The 17409-nt window shown below is 66.4% G+C and carries 23 protein-coding genes; 16 read left to right on the top strand and 7 right to left on the bottom strand.

What is annotated here, in order from left to right; all coding sequences use genetic code 11:
- Window positions 1-120 precede the first annotated feature (120 nt).
- Window positions 121-384, top strand: a complete 264-nt coding sequence (locus ABEJ63_RS00115) for a hypothetical protein (RefSeq protein ID WP_375794302.1) — start codon at window positions 121-123, stop codon at window positions 382-384.
- Window positions 385-431: 47 nt separating this feature from the next.
- Complete coding sequence (locus tag ABEJ63_RS00110) at window positions 432-1445, top strand: ArsA family ATPase (protein ID WP_375794301.1); 1014 nt, start codon at window positions 432-434, stop codon at window positions 1443-1445.
- On the opposite strand, the gene ABEJ63_RS00105 is transcribed toward ABEJ63_RS00110, so the two are convergent.
- Genes ABEJ63_RS00105 through ABEJ63_RS00085 form a run of 5 tightly spaced genes read right to left on the bottom strand, consistent with a single transcriptional unit; the run spans window position 1442 to window position 5567 of the window.
- Window positions 1442-1624: a hypothetical protein gene (locus tag ABEJ63_RS00105; protein WP_375794300.1), complete on the bottom strand. Its 183-nt coding sequence runs from the start codon at window positions 1622-1624 to the stop codon at window positions 1442-1444. The two genes, ABEJ63_RS00110 and ABEJ63_RS00105, sit on opposite strands and share 4 nt — an antisense overlap.
- A 31-nt stretch (window positions 1625-1655) precedes the next feature.
- Window positions 1656-2468, bottom strand: a complete 813-nt coding sequence (locus ABEJ63_RS00100) for an SDR family oxidoreductase (RefSeq protein WP_375794299.1) — start codon at window positions 2466-2468, stop codon at window positions 1656-1658.
- A gap of 24 nt (window positions 2469-2492) precedes the next feature.
- Window positions 2493-3251, bottom strand: coding sequence for an endonuclease V (locus ABEJ63_RS00095; RefSeq protein WP_375794298.1), 759 nt, complete (start codon window positions 3249-3251; stop codon window positions 2493-2495).
- The gene (locus ABEJ63_RS00090; protein ID WP_375794297.1) at window positions 3251-4174 is read right to left on the bottom strand and encodes a rhomboid family intramembrane serine protease; all 924 of its coding nucleotides are present in this window, start codon (window positions 4172-4174) and stop codon (window positions 3251-3253) included. Before ABEJ63_RS00090 ends, ABEJ63_RS00095 begins: the two co-directional genes overlap by 1 nt.
- 52 nt (window positions 4175-4226) lie before the next feature.
- A complete protein-coding gene (locus tag ABEJ63_RS00085) occupies window positions 4227-5567 on the bottom strand; it encodes a sodium/calcium exchanger protein (RefSeq protein WP_375794296.1) in 1341 nt (446 codons plus the stop codon).
- An 89-nt stretch (window positions 5568-5656) separates the two neighbouring features.
- On the opposite strand from ABEJ63_RS00085, the gene aroE reads away from it, so the two are divergent.
- From aroE to ABEJ63_RS00050, 7 genes are read left to right on the top strand one after another with little or no spacing between them, the layout of a single operon-like run.
- Complete coding sequence (aroE, locus tag ABEJ63_RS00080) at window positions 5657-6505, top strand: shikimate dehydrogenase (protein ID WP_375794295.1); 849 nt, start codon at window positions 5657-5659, stop codon at window positions 6503-6505.
- A 26-nt stretch (window positions 6506-6531) separates the two neighbouring features.
- Window positions 6532-6930, top strand: coding sequence for a helix-hairpin-helix domain-containing protein (locus tag ABEJ63_RS00075; protein WP_375794294.1), 399 nt, complete (start codon window positions 6532-6534; stop codon window positions 6928-6930).
- 39 nt (window positions 6931-6969) lie between these two features.
- Window positions 6970-8427, top strand: coding sequence for an aminodeoxychorismate synthase, component I (gene pabB / locus ABEJ63_RS00070; RefSeq protein ID WP_375794293.1), 1458 nt, complete (start codon window positions 6970-6972; stop codon window positions 8425-8427).
- Complete coding sequence (locus tag ABEJ63_RS00065) at window positions 8417-9040, top strand: anthranilate synthase component II (RefSeq protein ID WP_375794292.1); 624 nt, start codon at window positions 8417-8419, stop codon at window positions 9038-9040. Before pabB ends, ABEJ63_RS00065 begins: the two co-directional genes overlap by 11 nt.
- Window positions 9041-9078: 38 nt before the next feature.
- Window positions 9079-9414, top strand: a complete 336-nt coding sequence (locus ABEJ63_RS00060; RefSeq protein WP_375794291.1) for a cupin domain-containing protein — start codon at window positions 9079-9081, stop codon at window positions 9412-9414.
- The gene (locus ABEJ63_RS00055) at window positions 9414-10241 is read left to right on the top strand and encodes a hypothetical protein (protein WP_375794290.1); all 828 of its coding nucleotides are present in this window, start codon (window positions 9414-9416) and stop codon (window positions 10239-10241) included. The genes ABEJ63_RS00060 and ABEJ63_RS00055 overlap by 1 nt, the downstream gene beginning before the upstream one ends.
- Window positions 10241-11026, top strand: coding sequence for a hypothetical protein (locus tag ABEJ63_RS00050; protein ID WP_375794289.1), 786 nt, complete (start codon window positions 10241-10243; stop codon window positions 11024-11026). Before ABEJ63_RS00055 ends, ABEJ63_RS00050 begins: the two co-directional genes overlap by 1 nt.
- Here the strand turns inward: ABEJ63_RS00050 and icd are convergent.
- A complete protein-coding gene (icd, locus tag ABEJ63_RS00045; RefSeq protein ID WP_375794288.1) occupies window positions 11023-12276 on the bottom strand; it encodes an isocitrate dehydrogenase (NADP(+)) in 1254 nt (417 codons plus the stop codon). The two genes, ABEJ63_RS00050 and icd, sit on opposite strands and share 4 nt — an antisense overlap.
- A gap of 115 nt (window positions 12277-12391) precedes the next feature.
- On the opposite strand from icd, the gene ABEJ63_RS00040 reads away from it, so the two are divergent.
- From ABEJ63_RS00040 to map, 3 genes are read left to right on the top strand one after another with little or no spacing between them, the layout of a single operon-like run.
- Window positions 12392-13249 (top strand): isoaspartyl peptidase/L-asparaginase, encoded by an 858-nt coding sequence (locus ABEJ63_RS00040; protein ID WP_375794287.1) that lies wholly within the window; start codon window positions 12392-12394, stop codon window positions 13247-13249.
- 34 nt (window positions 13250-13283) lie between these two features.
- Window positions 13284-13589 (top strand): hypothetical protein, encoded by a 306-nt coding sequence (locus tag ABEJ63_RS00035; protein ID WP_375794286.1) that lies wholly within the window; start codon window positions 13284-13286, stop codon window positions 13587-13589.
- 50 nt (window positions 13590-13639) lie between these two features.
- Window positions 13640-14545, top strand: coding sequence for a type II methionyl aminopeptidase (gene map, locus ABEJ63_RS00030; RefSeq protein WP_375794285.1), 906 nt, complete (start codon window positions 13640-13642; stop codon window positions 14543-14545).
- Between the two features lie 108 nt (window positions 14546-14653).
- Here map and ABEJ63_RS00025 read toward each other — a convergent pair whose 3' ends face one another.
- Window positions 14654-14854, bottom strand: coding sequence for a hypothetical protein (locus ABEJ63_RS00025; RefSeq protein ID WP_375794284.1), 201 nt, complete (start codon window positions 14852-14854; stop codon window positions 14654-14656).
- 248 nt (window positions 14855-15102) lie between these two features.
- Here ABEJ63_RS00025 and fer point away from each other — a divergent pair, with 248 nt between their 5' ends.
- From fer to ABEJ63_RS00005, 4 genes are read left to right on the top strand one after another with little or no spacing between them, the layout of a single operon-like run.
- Window positions 15103-15795, top strand: coding sequence for a ferredoxin Fer (gene fer / locus ABEJ63_RS00020; RefSeq protein WP_375794283.1), 693 nt, complete (start codon window positions 15103-15105; stop codon window positions 15793-15795).
- Between the two features lie 35 nt (window positions 15796-15830).
- Window positions 15831-16361 carry an HIT domain-containing protein gene (locus ABEJ63_RS00015; protein WP_375794282.1) on the top strand — a complete coding sequence of 177 codons (531 nt, stop codon included), beginning with the start codon at window positions 15831-15833 and terminating at the stop codon, window positions 16359-16361.
- A gap of 48 nt (window positions 16362-16409) precedes the next feature.
- A complete protein-coding gene (locus ABEJ63_RS00010; protein WP_375794281.1) occupies window positions 16410-16850 on the top strand; it encodes a DUF2240 family protein in 441 nt (146 codons plus the stop codon).
- A complete protein-coding gene (locus ABEJ63_RS00005; RefSeq protein WP_375794280.1) occupies window positions 16850-17266 on the top strand; it encodes a hypothetical protein in 417 nt (138 codons plus the stop codon). The genes ABEJ63_RS00010 and ABEJ63_RS00005 overlap by 1 nt, the downstream gene beginning before the upstream one ends.
- Window positions 17267-17409 lie beyond the last annotated feature (143 nt).

The raw sequence follows: 17409 nt of genomic DNA, 5'->3' as shown, positions 1-17409 counted from the left end.
CGCGACGCTGGCGGGCATGTGTGCACTCTGTGGCGAAGTCGCGGCGGGCGTTGGTCGCGGCAATCAGGGGTGGCGTGCGGTCGTTGTGGCACTCTCAGGCAGGTTAGGGTGACCCGATGGATGTTCCCACCTGCCGTCGACCTCGCGCTATCGCTCGCACTCTCGGTCGTTCCTGCGCTCTTGTTTCTCGGGCTCTATCGGGGGCTCGAGCGGCTACGCGACGATGACCTTGTGAACCGGTGGCTCGATGGGCCCACCGGCAGGCTCAACGAGCGGACCCCTACCCCCGAGCCCAGTGATAGTGGGGCCGTGCGGTGTCACCGCTGCGGGACGGTAAACCCGCCGTACGCGGCGTACTGCGCGCGCTGTCTTGACCAGCTCTGACCGGTCAGAACCGGGAGACGTACCAGTCACCGGCCCTCACGGCCGGTATGAGCGAGATCGACGTCGAGGCGGTCGACGAGCTGTCACCAATCGTCGACGCGCCCGAGTACGTCCTCTACGGAGGGAAGGGCGGCGTCGGAAAGACGACAATGGCGGCCGCGACCGCGCTGGCATCGGCCCGTGAGGGAACTGCGACGCTGTGCGTGTCGACTGACCCGGCCCACTCGCTGTCGGACGCCCTTGAGCGGGACGTCCCCGCCTCGCCGGGCCGCATTGACGAGGAACATCCGCTGTACGGCGCCGAAATCGATCCTGAGGAGGTTGACGCTGGGCCGTTCGCCGGCGACGGCGACCTCGAGCTCGGCGGGGTGGGCGACCTGCTCGGCGGCGACGTCGCTGGGGCGATGCCCGGGGCCGATGAGGCTGCGGCGTTCCAGCTCCTCCTGCGGTACATGGACGACGACCGGTTCGACCGGGTGGTGGTCGACACCGCGCCGACAGGCCACACGCTGCGGCTGCTGGAACTACCGGATGTGATGGACTCGATGGCGGGGAAGCTGCTGGCGATGCGCGAGCGGCTCTCGGGGATGGTGGGGAGTCTCGGCGGGCTCTTCGGCGAGAACGGACCCGACGAGGCAACCGTCGAGTCGGGAATGGACGACCTGCGGTCGCTCTCCGAGCGGGTCGAGCGGCTCCGAGCCGTGCTCACCGACCCGGCCCGCACCGACTTCCGGGTGGTGATGGTGCCCGAGTCGATGAGCGTGAGCGAATCCAGACGGCTGGTCGACCGGCTCGGGGAGTTTGGCGTCCCCGTTGGCACCGTCGTCGTCAACCGGGTGATGCAGCCGCTGGCAGAGGTGGCCGACGTCGACCCCTCGTGGTTCGTCGCGCCGGACCTCGAGGACTGTGCGTTCTGCCAGCGACGCTGGGAAGTCCAGCGAAGCGCACTCGGCGAGGCACAGGAGCTGTTCCGCGGCCACGAGGTGCTCCGGGTGCCGCTATTCGCCGAAGAGGTCCACGGCGAGGCCGCGCTGCGGGTCGTTGCGGCCTGTCTCGACTAGCGGCGCCCCACGACGCGGGCGACCGTCCAGCCGAGCCCGACAATCATCGCGGCGATGACGAGCGGCGCGAGCGCCGACAGCGGTTCGCCGGTGTTAGTGTAGTTACCCACCGCAAGTCCGACGAGTAGGACGGCGACGAGCCCGTGAAGGCCGAACGTCGCCAACTGGAGGTTGTCCATACCAGATGAGATGACGTCCGGGTACCTAAATTCAGAGCTTCTCGGCCAGCCGGAACAGCCGGTCGCGGAGCCGGTCGGGAAGGAACCGCGAGAGCGCCACCGTCTTCGCGAAGCCGCCGACGACATACCGTGGGTCGGGGTTCGTCGAGACCCCCGCCTCCAGTATCACGTCGGCTACCTCCTCGGGAGTGGACGCGAACGGCGAGTCTTCCCCGGAGATGAGCGAGCCGTCCTCTTGGGTGTCGTACACCGACTCGTAAGCGGCCGTCCGCTCGAGCGTGTCGAGTTCGTCATCGACTCGGTCGCGGAATGGTGTCTCGACGGGACCCGGCTCCACCAGCGACACGTCGACGCCGAATCGGGCCACTTCGGTCCGGAGCGCGTCAGAGTAACCCTCGAGCGCGAACTTCGAGGCCGCGTACGCGCTCATGCCCGGCGGCGCAACCCGGCCGGCGACCGACGAGACGTTGACGACAGTCCCCGACTCGGCCTCGCGCATGTGCGGGAGAACGGTCCGGACGAGCCGGTGTGGGCCGACGACGTTCACGTCCAGCTGTCGCTCGAACAGCTCGGCGGGCAGGTCTTCGGCGGGGCCGTACTGGCCGTAGCCGGCGTTGTTGACCAGACAGTCGAGTCGGCCCGTCTCCTCGAGCACACGGTCGACAACCATTTCGACCTGGTTAGGGTCGGTGACGTCAAGGGCGGCCGTCTTACAGCCGTCGAGGTCCACATCCGCAGGGTCGCGGGCTGTCGCGTACGTCGTCCACTCCTCCTCGCGGAAGGCGCGGGCGGCCGCGCGGCCGATGCCCGACGAGCAACCGGTGATGAGGACGGTGCGGTCCATACGGCCGTCTCGCCCGCCCGGGTGTTAGCTCTGGCCTTCGACTTGCGCCTTCGCCTCGTCAGCGTACGCGTCTGCCAGCCGCGTCGGTTCGGGGAGCTTGTAGTCGCCCCCACAGGCGGCGACGAACTCGACGGCCGTCTGCGCGCTCATACGGTGGCCTGGCGAGACGTACAGCGGATTGATTCGCCCGGAATCGAACTGCCGGCTCTGGTAAGCATAGCCGAGCACGGTGCCATCGGGCGCCGTCACATCCGCGTCGGCGACTATCGGCACCCGCTCGCCGGCCGCGAGTCCCTCAACCGACTGCCGCGGCTCGCCACACAGCAGTGACTTGGCGACGCCGACGCTGGGCCGGTCGCGCAGCACGCCCACGTGGGTCGCAAGCCCGGCCTGTCTGAAGTGGATGCGCCCGGAACCGTCGAACAGATACAGGTCCGGCTCGACGGTGAACTCCCCGAGTGCCGCAAGAATCGGCCCACCTTCCCGGAATGCGAGCAGTCCCGGCACGTACGGCACCTCAAGCTCTGTGACAGCGTAGACCCGTTCGAGAACCTCCTCTCCACGAAGTGCGACGGCGGCCGAGACGGCGAGCGCGGGGTCGGCGTCGGTAAGAAACGCTTGGTCGACGCCCGCGACAACGGCCTTGCCCGCTCGGACGTCTGCAGGCGTGACCTCAAGGGCGTCCTCGAACGTCGCCGCCTTGGCGATCTCCCGCTGGAGCCGCTTCATCTCAGTGCGGGACAGTGACGGGTCCGGACGGAACCGCTCGCGGTTGCTCGCCATCAGCGCCGTCGGCCGGGGCCGCCTGGCCCGCCGGGACCGCCCGGGCCGCCGGGACCGCCCATCCCGCCGCCGAGCCGGAGCTGGTTCGGGGCGCTCACCTCGTCGCGGACGTAGCTGCCGTACAGCAGTCCCAGTCCGAGCCCGGTGAGGTGCGCGAGGTGGGCGATATTGCTGCCGACGCCGGCCGTCGCGCCGAAGATGCCAAACACGGATAGCAGTGCGTAGCCGATGGTGAGCAGCCAGATTGGCACCGGGAGCACGAAGTAGAGGTACACCTTCAACCCCGGATTGAGCACGGTGAGCACGGCGAGGATAGCCATGATTGCGCCGCTGGCCCCGAGGACGGCCGTCGTGTTGCCGACGAGCAGCCCCAAGCCGACCTGTGCCAGCCCCGCGAGCGCGCCCGTGAGAAGGAACAGCGCTGCGAACCGCCGCGAGCCGATGTACCGCTCAACGACCGGGCCGAAAAAGAACAGGACGATGCCGTTGCCGAACAGGTGGCCGATACCGCCGTGTGAAAAGACGGACGTCACCCATGTCCAGACGTACAGCGGGTGGGCAGACGAGAGGGTGAACGTCGCGGCCCACAGCGGGTCCCGTAGACCGATGCCGACGAGCGGGTAGACGAGGAACTGGAGCGCGAAGACAGCAACCATGATAGCGAGGAACAGATACGAGACGTTCCCCTTGAAGTACGACAGCGGGCCGCCAGGCCGTGAGAGCCGGTCGAGCGGCGAGGAGTCGTCGCTCGTTACACGGTCGTCGAACCCGGAGTCGAAGACACCGTCGGGGTCGTTCCAGTCGCCGAGCCCTGCGCAGGCGTGGTTCTCCGGAAGACGGTGCTCAGAGCAGTAGTCGCCCCCGCAGCGCCGGCAGTTGTACGGCATATCCACCTCCTTGCCGCACACCTCACACTTCGCCATTACCCGCGGTACGGGGGTGGCTCGCAAATGGGTTGGGGTACAGCCGTGGGGATCAGTCGCTTGTGCGGGCGACCTCCGTCGTCCCAAGCGCGCTCCGGGCAGTAGTCGCCAGCCGACCGAACAGCACAGTGAGGGCCTGCCGGCGCGCCACCAGCAGCCCCGCGCCGATAGCGAGGTAGATGACCGTGAAAGCGATAAGCAGTTCGTAGCTCGACAGTGGGAGCGCGACCACGTCCCGGACGATAAGGAACTCAAGGAACACCTGCGTCGAGAACAACACGAGCAGGACGAGCGCCTCCCGAATGCTGATGTTGAAGTTGACGAGAACGGCGATGGCGAAGAATGACTGGGCGGCAGTAATCCAGATTTCAGCCGCCTGCTTCTGGTCAAACGGGAGCGTCCCGTAGCGGCCCAGCGCGATGGAGTAGACGACCACGAGCGTTCCGATGAGCAGCGTCCACTGGTTCAGCTTCGAGGAGATGAGCGCATTGAACCCGGCAGTAGAACGGGCCTTGTTGACCAGGTAGGCAACGACGATGAGTTCGGGTGACTCCGAGGCAAGCGGTGCAATCCACTGTATCATAAAGAAGGCAGGGATTCCGAAGTCTTGGCCGAGCACCTCCAGCCCGTGGGCAAACGGCTCGACAGCCCAGAAAATCATCAGCCCCGAGTAAGCGAACAGCGCGAGGACGATGGGCACCCGAACACCCCGGCGTTTCTTTTGGAAATAAGCGGGGACGCCAACATGCTCCTCACCGGCCTCAACATCGCCCTTCAGGATAATGAGGATGTAGAGGATGTAGAGACCGACGAGCACGAACATATCGAGAGCGTCGATGCCGCCGCCGAGCGGGACGAGGAAGGCCCACATTGTTGCGAGAAAGAGGAAGGCAATCTCCGTCGAGATATCTGGATCGAGGTTGACCCGAGAGGCGAGGAAGCCGGGCCGCTTCTCGACGGCAGCGTCGTCGTCGCTGCCGGCCCGGAAGATGGTAAATAGCGCGATTCCCGACCAGCCGAGACCGATAAGAATCCGGTTGGCGCCAGTCATGTTCGCCACTGCGAGGTTCGCTGCTTCCGCACCACGTGGAGTGCCGGCGAACTGGCCAGCGTTGAACGCGTACAGCGCGTCAACGGCGTACTCTGGCGCGACGGCCAGCACCGCGAGCACAGCGATAGCGAACGCCCGCGGGACGTCTTTTTCTGCCGTCTCGGCGCCCCAAGCAAGCAGGAACGACGCCCCCAGCACAGCTAACCCAGCCAGGAGAACAGTCGTCCCCTCGCCGTACCCTTCAACGAGGCCACCCAATGCCGACGCAACCCACGGGACTGTCAGCAGGACGGCGCCGGCGACGGCGACCAGTGGATGGCGGAGACGGTCTGAGACGCCCATTTTGTTGGAGCGGGGAGAGGCACCTACCTAACTCCTTTGTTCTTGACGTCGGCGGGGCCATTTATCCCCAGCCGGCGATTGCCGTCGGTATGGATGTGTACGGACTGGTCGGTAATCCAGTCGGCCACTCGCTGTCGCCACCGATGCATGAGGCGGCCTACGATCGACTTGGCGTAGACGCCCGCTACGTTACCTTCGAGCCGGCAGAGGATGACCTCGCGCGGGCGTTCGAGGGAGCTGACGCGCTCGGAGTGGCCGGGCTGAACGTCACCATCCCGTTCAAACAATGCGCGCTTGAACTCGTTGAACCGGACGACCTGGCGGCGCGCATCGGTGCGGTCAACACCGTCGACTTCACGGGAGCGGCACCAACCGGCCACAACACGGACGCTGTTGGGGCAACGCGAGCGCTCACCCACCACGACATTCCGCTTGAGGGGCAGGCTGTCGTCGTCGGGGCCGGCGGCGCAGGGCGGGCTGTCGCGTTCGGGCTCGCGGACGCGGGAATGGACGTTGCTATCGCCAACCGGACGGTCTCCCGGGCACGCGAACTCGCGGCGGAGGTGCCCGGGGCCACCGGCCACCCGCTTGGGGCAGTCGCCAACCTCGTGACCGACGCTGACGTGCTCGTGAACTGCACGAGCGTCGGGATGCACGAAGAGGACGACCGCACCGAGGGAACGGGCGCACACGACGAGGACGACGCCGACGAGGAAACACCGGTGCCGGCCGACGCGCTTCACGCCGACCTCGCGGTGCTGGACGCAGTGTACACACCTCTGGAAACCCGGCTGCTCGCAGACGCCCGCCGGGCCGGCGCGACGACCATCGACGGTGGGTGGATGCTACTCTACCAGGGGGTGGCTGCTTTCGAGCGGTGGACCGGGCTGGAGGCGCCCGTCGCGGCGATGAACGAGGCGCTTCGGGCACGACTTTAATAGTAGGGGGGCGTCTACCGCCGCGCATGGGAATACTCGACACCATCAAGTCGGCGCTCGGCATCGGCTCGTCGCGCGACAAAGAGCTGGATCCGGCGAGCGAGCGCGCCGTGAAGGAACCGGCCGCGGCCGGTACGGATGCGAGCGGCTCGACCGGGTCGGTCGTCGAGGAGTCATCGAGCGCGGCGGCCGCAGAGGCCGCAGAGGCCGCCGGACCGGGAGCCGCCGATCCCGATGAAGCCGGCGAAAAACGGGATGTCGAGGCAGTCAGTGGCATCGGCCCGGCGTACGCGAGCCGGCTCGCCGACGCCGGCGTCGACTCCGTTGCGGACCTGCTGGAGGCCGACGCAGACACGCTCGCCGAGGAAACGGGTATTTCTGCCAAGCGCATCGGCCGCTGGCAGGACGACGCTGCAGAACTGTAGAATCGAAAGCGCATTATCGACGGCCCCTAACTGTTCTGTATGACACGGGTCGTCACCAGTCGAGACGACTTCGTCACGACGGCGGCTGCAGCGCCGTCGGGAGCTCGCATCCCCGTCGAGGTGCGCATAACTGTCGACGATCCGTTCGACGCCTACCGACGAGCTCGCGCCGACGGCGGCGTTTTCTACGAGACGACCGGTGGCCAAGACGGCTGGGGCTACTTTGCTGTCGACGCGAGCGAGCAGATAACCGTCGGCGAGGACAATCGAGTCTTCGAAACGCTCCATAATCTACTGGCCGATGAGACGCTCGTCCGCGGGGACTGTTCGGTGCCGTACCCGTGCGGTGCGTTCGGCTGGCTTTCCTACGACGCGGTTCGAGAACTGGAGCGCCTACCCGACAATGCAGACCGCGACCGGGACCTCCCTCGGCTCCAACTAGGCGTGTTTCCCACCGTCGCGGCCTGGACCGCTGCTGACGCCCGCGAGGGCCGGGTGACGCTCCGGATCTGTTCGTGTCCTCGGGTCGGCGAGCCGGATGCAGCATACGAGCAGGGCCGGAAGCAGGCGCGGGCGCTCGCAGCAGCCGCAACCACCGGCTCGACGGTCGTTGGGTCACCGCAGGTGGCCGCTGATGAGGTCCGTTTCGAGTCCGACTGTGGCGAGGAAGCGTTCGCGGAGCGAGTTCGGCGCGTGAAGACGTACATCCGCGAGGGCGACACTTTCCAGGCGAACATTTCCCACCGTCTCACCGCCCCTGCGGCCGTCCATCCCGTCGAAGCGTACGACGCCCTCCGGGAGGTGAATCCCGCGCCGTACTCGGGGCTCGTCGAGTTCCCCGGCGTCGACTTGGTGAGCGCTTCACCCGAACTTCTGCTCAATGTCGAGGACGACCGTCTGCGGACCGAACCCATCGCCGGCACCCGTCCACGAGGAGCGACACCTGACGAGGACTCCACCCTCGAGGCGGAGTTGACCAACGACGAGAAGGAGCAGGCCGAACACGCGATGCTTGTCGATCTGGAACGCAACGACCTCGGGAAGGTGAGCGCATATGGGAGCGTTGACGTCACCGAGTACAGGCGAGTGGACCGATACGCAGAGGTAATGCATCTGGTCTCACTGGTCGAAGGCCAGCTCCGTTCCGAGTATGACGTCGCGGATGCGGTGGCGGCGACGTTCCCCGGCGGCACCATTACCGGGGCGCCTAAGCCACGGACGATGGAGATTATCGATGAACTCGAACAGACCCGCCGAGGCCCTTATACCGGGTCGATGGCTGCCTTCGGCTTTGACGGCCGCGCCACGCTCAACATCATCATTCGCACCCTCGTCCGCCACAGCGACGAGTACGGTCTGCGCGTCGGCGCGGGCATCGTACACGACTCGGAACCGGCGGCGGAGTACGCTGAGACGCTCGATAAGGCCCGCGCGCTCGTGACTGCCGTGGACGACGCGCTGGAGACGACAATGGCCGTGGGGAGCGATGGCGACTGACGCGGCGACCGTCCTCGTGGTGGACAATTACGACTCGTTCGTGTACAACCTTGTCCAGTACGTCGGCGAGGCGCTACTGGAGCTGGGGTACGGAGCAGCCGAGACGCGCTCCGCGGTAGTTGTCGAGCGCAACGACGCGGTGACAGTCGCCGACATCCGGAGGCTGGACCCGGACGCTGTCGTCGTCTCGCCGGGGCCAGGCACTCCAAGCGAGGCGGGTGTCTCCGTGCCGCTGTTCCGCGAACTTACGTATCCGACGCTCGGCGTCTGTCTGGGCCACCAGGCGCTGTGTGCGGCCAACGGCGCTCCTGTCGGCCACGCTCCCAGCGTCGTCCACGGGAAGCCGTCGACAGTGACCCACGACGGCCGGGGCGTGTTCCGAGACCTGCCGGAGGAAATGTCGGTGGGTCGCTACCACTCACTTGCGGTCGACCGGGGGAACCTGCCTGAGGGACTCGTGGAGACAGCCCACACCGACGACGAGGCGAGCGTCGTGATGGGGGTGCGGCACGCCGATTACCCCCATATTGGCGTCCAGTTCCACCCCGAGTCCATCCTCACCGAACACGGGCTGGCGATGGTGGCGACGTTCGTGGGCGACGCACTGTCGTGAGCGCCGCGGCTTTACCGGAGGCACCCGTCTGCGGCCGTATGGACCACGAGGCCATCGGGGCGGAGACGGAGGCAGTCCCGGATGTCAACCTAGCACAGATGGCGGCCGGCGAAGAGATGAGCGTCCAGCACTTCCACATCGAACCGGGCGCGACCGTGCCGGCCCACGATCACCACTACGAGCAGGCGGGGTTCATTTACCAGGGCGAACTGACGTTCTTACTCGCGGACAGCGAGGTGATCGTCTCCGCCGGCGAGTCATACGTGCTGGCGGGCGACGAACGCCACGGCGCCGAGAACCGCGGTGACGTGCCCGTTCACGGGGTCGACATCTTTGCGCCGCCGCGAACTGACCCCGACTGGGCCGACGACTGATGACACACCGGCGGGCGGCCGTGGCGCTCGCGCTGCTGTGTCTCGCGGCTGGCTGTGGCGAAACGGCCACCGGCGGTGGCGTTGACGAGACGTTGACCCCGGCGACCGTCCCCGAGCCGACGCCAGCGCCGGTTGACCGCGTGCCAGGGCTCGGGAAGGCAAGCATAGTCGACGAGCGGGCCCTCGTCACTGCCCACCGGGCGGGACTAGCTGAGACGAGCTACCAGCTGAACCGCGAGCGGCGGGTCGTCGGTCCGAACGGGACGCTCGATGTCGTCACTGTGAACGCGAGCGTCGCCGGGGGGGACGCCTACCGGGTCAGCCGAGTCGAGCGGTCAGCCGCTGAGTGGTACACCGCCGCCTCGTCCGTACGCCGGGATGTATGGTACCGGAACGGCCACCTGCGCAACCGCTACGTGGACGCCGATCGCGAGGCGACTTACTGGGGCAGCAATGGCGTCGAGAACGGCCCCGTCTCTGACCCAACGCGGGCGCGGCTGGTGATGAACGCACTCGGGGCCGTCCGATTCCGGGTGACGGACGCAACCCGGGTGAACGGAACAGTCCGCTACCGGCTCGCCGGGACCGGTCGGACTGACCGGGAGCTGACAGGTGCGCCGTCGCTACTCATTGATATCCGGAATCGCTCGCTGACCGCGACCATCCGAGCGGACGGCGTCGTGCTCGCGTACACGCTCCGCTATGAGGCGACTTTCAAGCAGCGCGCGGTTTGGGTGGAGGAACGGTATACTGTCTCGCGACTCGGCCGAGTGCGCATCACCCGGCCGTCGTGGCTTGCGGCGGCAAACGAAACGGTGACTGGCTGATGTGGCGGCCTCTCCTACTGGTACTCGCGTGCGTGCTCGCTGGTTGCGGCGGGCCAGCGGCGACGGCGCCGACCACGCAAACGGAGACATTGACGCCAGTCCCAGTGCCTGCAGAGTCGACACCACCGGGAATCGAATCGAAGAGGCTGGTCGACGGAGACGCGCTGGCTGCTGCCCACGAGCGAGCCGTCGCGAACCGCTCGTATACCGTCCGGTCGCGATTCCGGGTGGTCGACGAAAACGGAACACTCCGACGGCTGAACACGACCCGGTGGGTCGTCGCGGGGGGTGAGACGTACCGCGGGCTGCAGGTCGGCGAGTCCAGCGACCGCTACCCTGTCAGCTCCGCTGCGACCAAGGTCGACGTGTTCTACACGAATGGGACAAGCCTGATTCGAATCGAGGACGAGCGGGTCCGCTACGGCCGTGCCGATACACCCGGCGGCGTGCTGGAAGACCTCTCAGCGGCCGACCGGCTCCGAGAACTGTACCTTGCGGGCGACAACTGGACTGTAACCCCGGCAGACGGCCGGTACGTCCTCGAATCACGGTCGGTTGCGACGGGAGCGCTCCGGCAGCCGCTGCTCGTCGAGTCGCTGCGGGGCGTACGACTTCGGGTCGTCGTGACGGAGACCGGTCGGCTGGTCGGGTGGCGGCTCACCTACGAGGGAGAGTTCGAGGGGCAGAAGGTTCGGGTGCGTCGAACCACGACCCTGACCGCGGTCGGGAATACGAGCGTGCCACGGCCGTCTTGGTTGGGGACCGCCCGCAACGCGACCGGTTAGTCCAGGATGCGCTCGACGATCTCGGCAGCGAACTCGCTGGTCGCCAGCTTCTCGCCGCCCTCGATCTGGCGCTCGATGTCGTAGGTGACCCGCTTCGAGGAGATCTGAGCCTCGACGGCGTCACGGACGAGGTCGGCAGCGTCGTCCCAGCCCAGCTGCTCGAGCATGATGCGCCCGGAAAGAATCATGGCTGAGGGATTCACCTTGTCCTCGTCGGCGTACTTTGGCGCCGAGCCGTGGACCGGCTCGGCGAGTACCCGTCCATCGCCGATATTGGCGCCCGGCGCGATGCCGAGCCCCCCAATCTGTGCGCCGGCAGCGTCGGAGAGGTAATCGCCGTTGAGGTTCGGCATCGCCAGCACGTCGTACTGGCCAGTGCGGGTGAGAATCTGCTGGAGCATGTTGTCCGCAATACGATCTTTGACGACGACGACGTTCTCGGGGGCGTCGCCGTCGTGCTCCTCCCAAAGCTCATCCTCGGTAATGGTGCGCTCGGGGTACTCCTCCTCGGCGAGTTCGTAGCCCCAGTCGCGGAACGCCCCCTCGGTGAACTTCATGATGTTCCCCTTGTGGACGAGCGTAACGGAGTCGCGGTCGTTCTTGATGGCGTAGTCGATGGCCTGTCGGACGAGCCGCTTGGTGCCGAATTCCGTGATGGGCTTGATACCAATACCGACCGGCCCATCGTGGATGGTGGCGTCAAACCCCATCTCGTCCTCAATGAACTCGCGGACCTGTTCGACGCCGTCAGTGCCGGCCTCCCACTCAATGCCGGCGTAGACGTCCTCAGTGTTCTCCCGGAAATTAACCATGTCCATCTCGCCCGGATTTTTCACTGGTGAGGGAACTCCCTCAAGATGGTAGGTGGGCCGCATGTTCGTGTACAGATCGAGCTTCTTGCGGAGTGCAACGTTCAGCGAGCGGAAGCCAGCGCCGACGGGCGTCGTGAGCGGCCCTTTGATAGAGACGCGGAACTCTCGGAGCGCATCGACGGTGTCGTCGGGGAGGTTCTCGTCGTAGCGGTCGCGGGCAGACTCGCCGGCGTACACCCGCATCCAGTTAATCTCGCGGCCGGTGGCCTCGGCGGCCGCGTCAAGTACCGACTGGGCGGCCGGCCCAACATCGGTCCCAATGCCATCTCCGTGGATGATGGGGACGATGGGGTCGTCTGGGACGACGAGTTCGTCGTCCTCGTAGGTGATTTTCGACCCATCGTCGGGAACCTCGACTTGCTCGTACTCGGAAGACATTACGTCCGAATTCCGAGTGGGCACAGAAAGGCGTACCGTTATCTGCCGGTACCCGAATCGTGAACCTCGAAGACCGGACGACGAACTTTAGCCGCGGGGCCGGCGACGAATAGGCGTGCAACTCATCGTCCACGGCGGCGCCGGGAGCCCGCCAGACGAACCGCCGGAGCGACAGGCAGTGCTGGACGAGGCCGCTGAGACGGGTGCTGCGGCCGCAAGTGTCACCGATGCCGTCTGCGAGGCGGTTCGGGTCCTTGAGGCGAGTCCACGGTTCAATGCCGGCGTCGGAGGGGCCGTCCAGTCGGATGGTATTATCCGCACAGACGCCGGGCTGATGACCGACGACCGCGCGGTCGGCGCGGTCGCGTCGATGCCGGGCGTTGAGCGGGCCGTCGACGTCGCACGCGTTGTCAAAGAGGAGACGCCTCATGTGCTCGTCTCGGGGGTCCACGCTGTCGATCTCGCGGCCGCCTTCGACATCGAGACGGGTGTCGATCTACGGACACCTGACCGAGACGAGCAGTTTGCGGCCCTTGAGGACCGCCCGGCAGTCGAGGATGTGCGTGGGCAGCTCAAGTGGCTGCGCGAGCAATTCGGCGGCTCAGACACGGTGGGCGCAGTCGCCCGCGACGGCGACCGGCTGGCCGCAGCGACATCGACGGGCGGCCGGTGGCTCGCGCTTGCAGGCCGTGTGGGCGACGTGCCGCAGGTGGGGGCAGGGTTCTACTGTACCCCAGCCGGTGGCGTGAGTACCACCGGTGCAGGCGAGGATATCGCCCGAGTGACGCTGGCGCGTCAAGCCGTCGACCATCTTGAGGCTGGACTGTCGGCGCCAGCCGCGGCTGACCGTGCCATTGAGGAGTTCGCAGAGATCACCGACGCGACGGCCGGCCTCATCCTCATCGACTCGAACGGACAGACCGGTGAGGCGTACAACTCTGACGCGATGCAGACGAGCGTCGCCGGGCAATAAACGCTTATCGGGCAGTGACCGCTGTGTACGTGCGATGGCGACCGATGCGAGCGGCTACGGGACGCGGTCGATACCGGACGCAGCGCGGCTGGTCAAGCAGACGGAGCCGTGGCTCCTGCTCGTCGGGTACGTCTTCACGGGAGCGCTCGCCTCGCTCGCGACGATGACCATCGTTCTGACGATTGCAGCGCGGCTCCCTGGCGTGGCCGGCTTCATCGCATTCATGCCATTTGGCGTAACGGCTGTGATGGGGACTCTGTCTGCGACCCGTCGGTGCTTTGCGAACCTCGCCGACCGGACCGGCGTCCGGACGCTGCCACCGCTGGAGCGACCGGAGTAGCCGCCATGCGGGGACGGAAAGCCCTTGAACGCCGCCCCCGGAGTCGGGGTATGAGCGATAAACTCGACGCCGAGAAGTACGAGAAACACCGGCAGGCGGGCGAGATACTCGCCCAGGTGCGCGACGAGGCGGCCGAGCGTACCGAGGTTGGCACCGGCTATCTCGAAATTTCCGAGTGGGCCGAGGAGCGTATCCGCGAACTGGGCGACGATCGGGGGGTCCCCGCCGAACCCGCCTTCCCTGTGAATGTTAGCGTGGATAACGAGGCGGCCCATGGCGCGGCCGCGCCCGGCGACGACCGTACCATCGGCGAGGAGATGGTGAAACTCGACATTGGAGTCCACATCGACGGCTGGCTAGCCGACACGGCTGTCACTGTCGACTTCACCGGGACCGCCGACCTCGTCGAGGCTGCAGAGGAGGCGCTCGACGCCGCGCTCGAGCAGGTCGAACCGGGCGTTCACACGGGTGAAATCGGGGCAGCCATCGAGTCGACCATCGATGGCTACGGCTACAACCCAGTCGTCAATCTCACAGGCCACGGGCTTGGTCGCTGGGACCAGCATACAGCGCCGAACATCCCCAATCGCGGCGTCGACAGTGGTACCGAACTTGCGGTCGGTGACGTAGTCGCTATCGAGCCGTTCGCGACTGATGGCGGCGGCAAGGTAACGGAGGGTGCGCAGGAAGAGATATACGCACTTGAGGAAGAAGCGTCTGTCCGGAATCGACAGGCGAGACAGGCACTCGAGCAGATTGTCGAGGAGTTCAAGACACTCCCGTTTGCCCGCCGATGGCTCGACACCCGGCGGGCAAAGATGGCACTGCGACGACTCGAACAGCAGGGAGTCGTCCACGGTTACCCAGTGTTACAGGAGTCGGAGGGGACGCTGGTCGCACAGCGTGAACATACGGTTATCGTCACAGAGGACGGTTGTGAGGTAACGACCCGGTAGTCCGGGCCGGCCGCCCTCGCGTTGGGTGGGGATGCCTCGGGACACGTCGGCGCAACGCGACGATGGCCCGTGCCGCCGGACGCGGCGGTGCGCCCGGCGGTGTCACGGTCACGCGTTGTTCATCCGGACGCGCTCTTCGCGGCCGCAGGCGCGACAGACGCTCACCCGATACGGCTCTCGCGAGTACGCGGCGTTCTCCGCGTCTGTACTCTCCGTGAGTATCTGGACAGAGACGTCGTGAATCGTCGTCGTCTCACAGGCCGGGCACTCCTCGGAGATGCCGTCGTCGGTGGGTGTCGTCGTTGCCATCGCGTCCTGACGTACACGAGATGGGTAGATAAACCGAGAACTCCGTTCGGCCGGTTTACCAAGAAAACCGCCAGACTGAGCGGCGTCTGACGGTTGAGACGCCATTAGCGACGCCGAGAGCGTTCAGCAGCTGCTCTCTGGACGTTTCGGCGCCTGAACGGCCGATAGATTGAAATGGTTGCAGAAATCGGCCCGCGTGGCTTGTCGCTGGCCGAGAGGATTTACGCGCCACGCCACTACCTGTTCGTGTGGACGACCCGTTCGACGTGCTTGGCATTGACCCCGGCGCAGACGAAGAGACGGTCGAGCGGGCGTACCGCCGGCGGGCCAAGGAGACCCACCCAGACCGCGGCGGCTCTCGGGAGGCGTTCAAGCGGGTACGGCGGGCCTACGACCTCATCCTCGCAGGCGAGGTGGAGACGGAGACGCAAGACAACTCCGCGTCGGCGGCCGGCGAACGGCGCGGTCCACGGCGGCGTCCCAGCCCGAACAGCGAGACAAACGAGACATCGTCCGAGGATGGGTGTCGCGTCGAGTATCTTAATTTCGAGGTACTTGAGGACCACGGCTGGGAACTGACCGACGAGGACCTGTTCGCAAAGGCGGCGAATGCAGATCTCGACCCAGACGATCACGGCCGACTGCTGGTTGAGCCGGGAGAGACACTCTTAGAGGCCGCGGAAAACCGCGGCTTCGCATGGCCGTACGCCTGCCGGGGTGGCGCCTGCTCGAACTGCGCCGTCGCGTTGCTCGAAGGAGAAATGCCCACTCCTGCGGGCCACATCCTCACCGATGAGTGGCTCGACCGCGGAGTTCGACTGTCGTGTATCAGCTCACCCGTCTCCGAGGATGCGAAGGTGGTGTATAACGTGAAACATCTGCCCGGGCTTGAGGAGTTGCGGCTCCGGCCGAGCCGGTTCTCCGGCGTCACCGGCGAGTGAGCGTCACTTATCCCAGCGGCGGCCCCAGCCGGGGTATGGACCGGATGTTCGCCCCGTGGCGCATCGAGTGGGTCGAACGCGAGGACGATCCCATCGACGGCTGTCCGTTCTGCGTGTTACCTGACCGCCCTGATGCCCGCGACGCGCTGGTGCTCGCGCGCAACGACCACGCGTTCGTCGTCCTCAACAACTACCCATACAACCCAGGCCACGCGATGGTGGTTCCTCATCATCACACCGGTAAGTACCGCAACCTCGAGACGGAGACACTGACAGGCCTCGCACGACTGAAACAGCGAACGTTCGACGCGCTGGAGACGGCGCTCCACCCCGACGCGTTCAATACGGGGATGAACCTCGGTGGCCCGGCCGGCGGCTCTATCACCGACCACGTCCACGTCCACGTCGTGCCGCGATGGGATGGCGACACAAACTTCATGCCGGTCATTTCCGACACGAAGGTCATCGTGGAGGCCGTCAACGAGACGTACGACCGGGTTCGGGCGGCCTTCGCGGAACTCGAAGGGGCACGCGATCCGGGCGATGAGGCGGCCGTGGAATTCTGAGCACAACCGAGCGACGATTATTAGTCGCTAGCGCGGCTCCCGCCGAGCATGAGTCTCCGGGTCGCTGTCGCCGCACCGTTCCGTGCCGCCGGAGACCGCCGGCTGGCCGAGAGCAGCTTTGTCGTCGCCCTCTCCTTGGACCGCGACTGGTTCTCCCCCGACCAAGCAAAGCGGCTGGTTGACGTGGCCGCGAGCGAGGGGTTGCTCAACCGAGAGGGCGAGGAGCTGGTCGTCAGCTTCAATCCCGAGGAGGTGACCGTCCCCGACGACTTTCGACCCGACGAATCGCTGCTGCGAGAGCGCTCTACGTTCGAGCGGGTGCTCGACGCCTGTACCGACGCCGGCATCGACAAACAGACTGCTGTCGCCGGCATCAACGAGCTCCAGGCGGAGTTTGCGGTCACCGTCGAGGCCGCGGCGATAGTGTTCGCGCGTCGTCAAGGGCTCGACGTGGACGACGCAGCCGCTGACGTGTTGGAGGAGCTCTAATGGTCCGCGACAGGACGACTGATGGCGAGCGGCTGGCGGAACTACTTGCCTCCGAGGTGCACGGCCGGTCGTCAGGACCGATGGGCCGAATCGCCGTTGTCGACGCCGTCGAAGGGGTGGAGCCAACCGAGGACGGCGCATTCGCCTATGGACTGGACCGCGCGGGAGAGCGGCTGGCCGACGTCTACATTCATCCGGACCGGGCGCACATCGAGTTCGAACAGGGAGTCGACGCCGCGGCCGCGGTCGGCCAAGAGGCGGGCCTGCGGGTGCGCCCGAAGGCAGTCCGACCGCCACGGACACTGGTGTTCGTCGAGGACGGCGCCGAGGTGAAACGGGCGACGGACGTGCTGGCGACAGTGGTCGAGTCGCTCGCTGCCGAGGGACCAGACCAAGACGCCAACATGAACGGGTAGTCACGCGAACACGGGCGCGCGGGCGCGCTGTCCGGCGGTTTCGTGGCGAAGCGTTTAATTCCGGCTCTGGCCTACCGGGAGGTAGATGGAACTGATCGTCACCGAGAAGGACAACGCGGCCCGCCGCATCGCGGACATCCTCT

The sequence above is a fragment of the Halosegnis sp. genome (genome assembly GCF_042216475.1).
GTDB lineage: Archaea > Halobacteriota > Halobacteria > Halobacteriales > Haloarculaceae > Halosegnis.
This window is presented reverse-complemented; position numbering and strand designations above follow the sequence as displayed.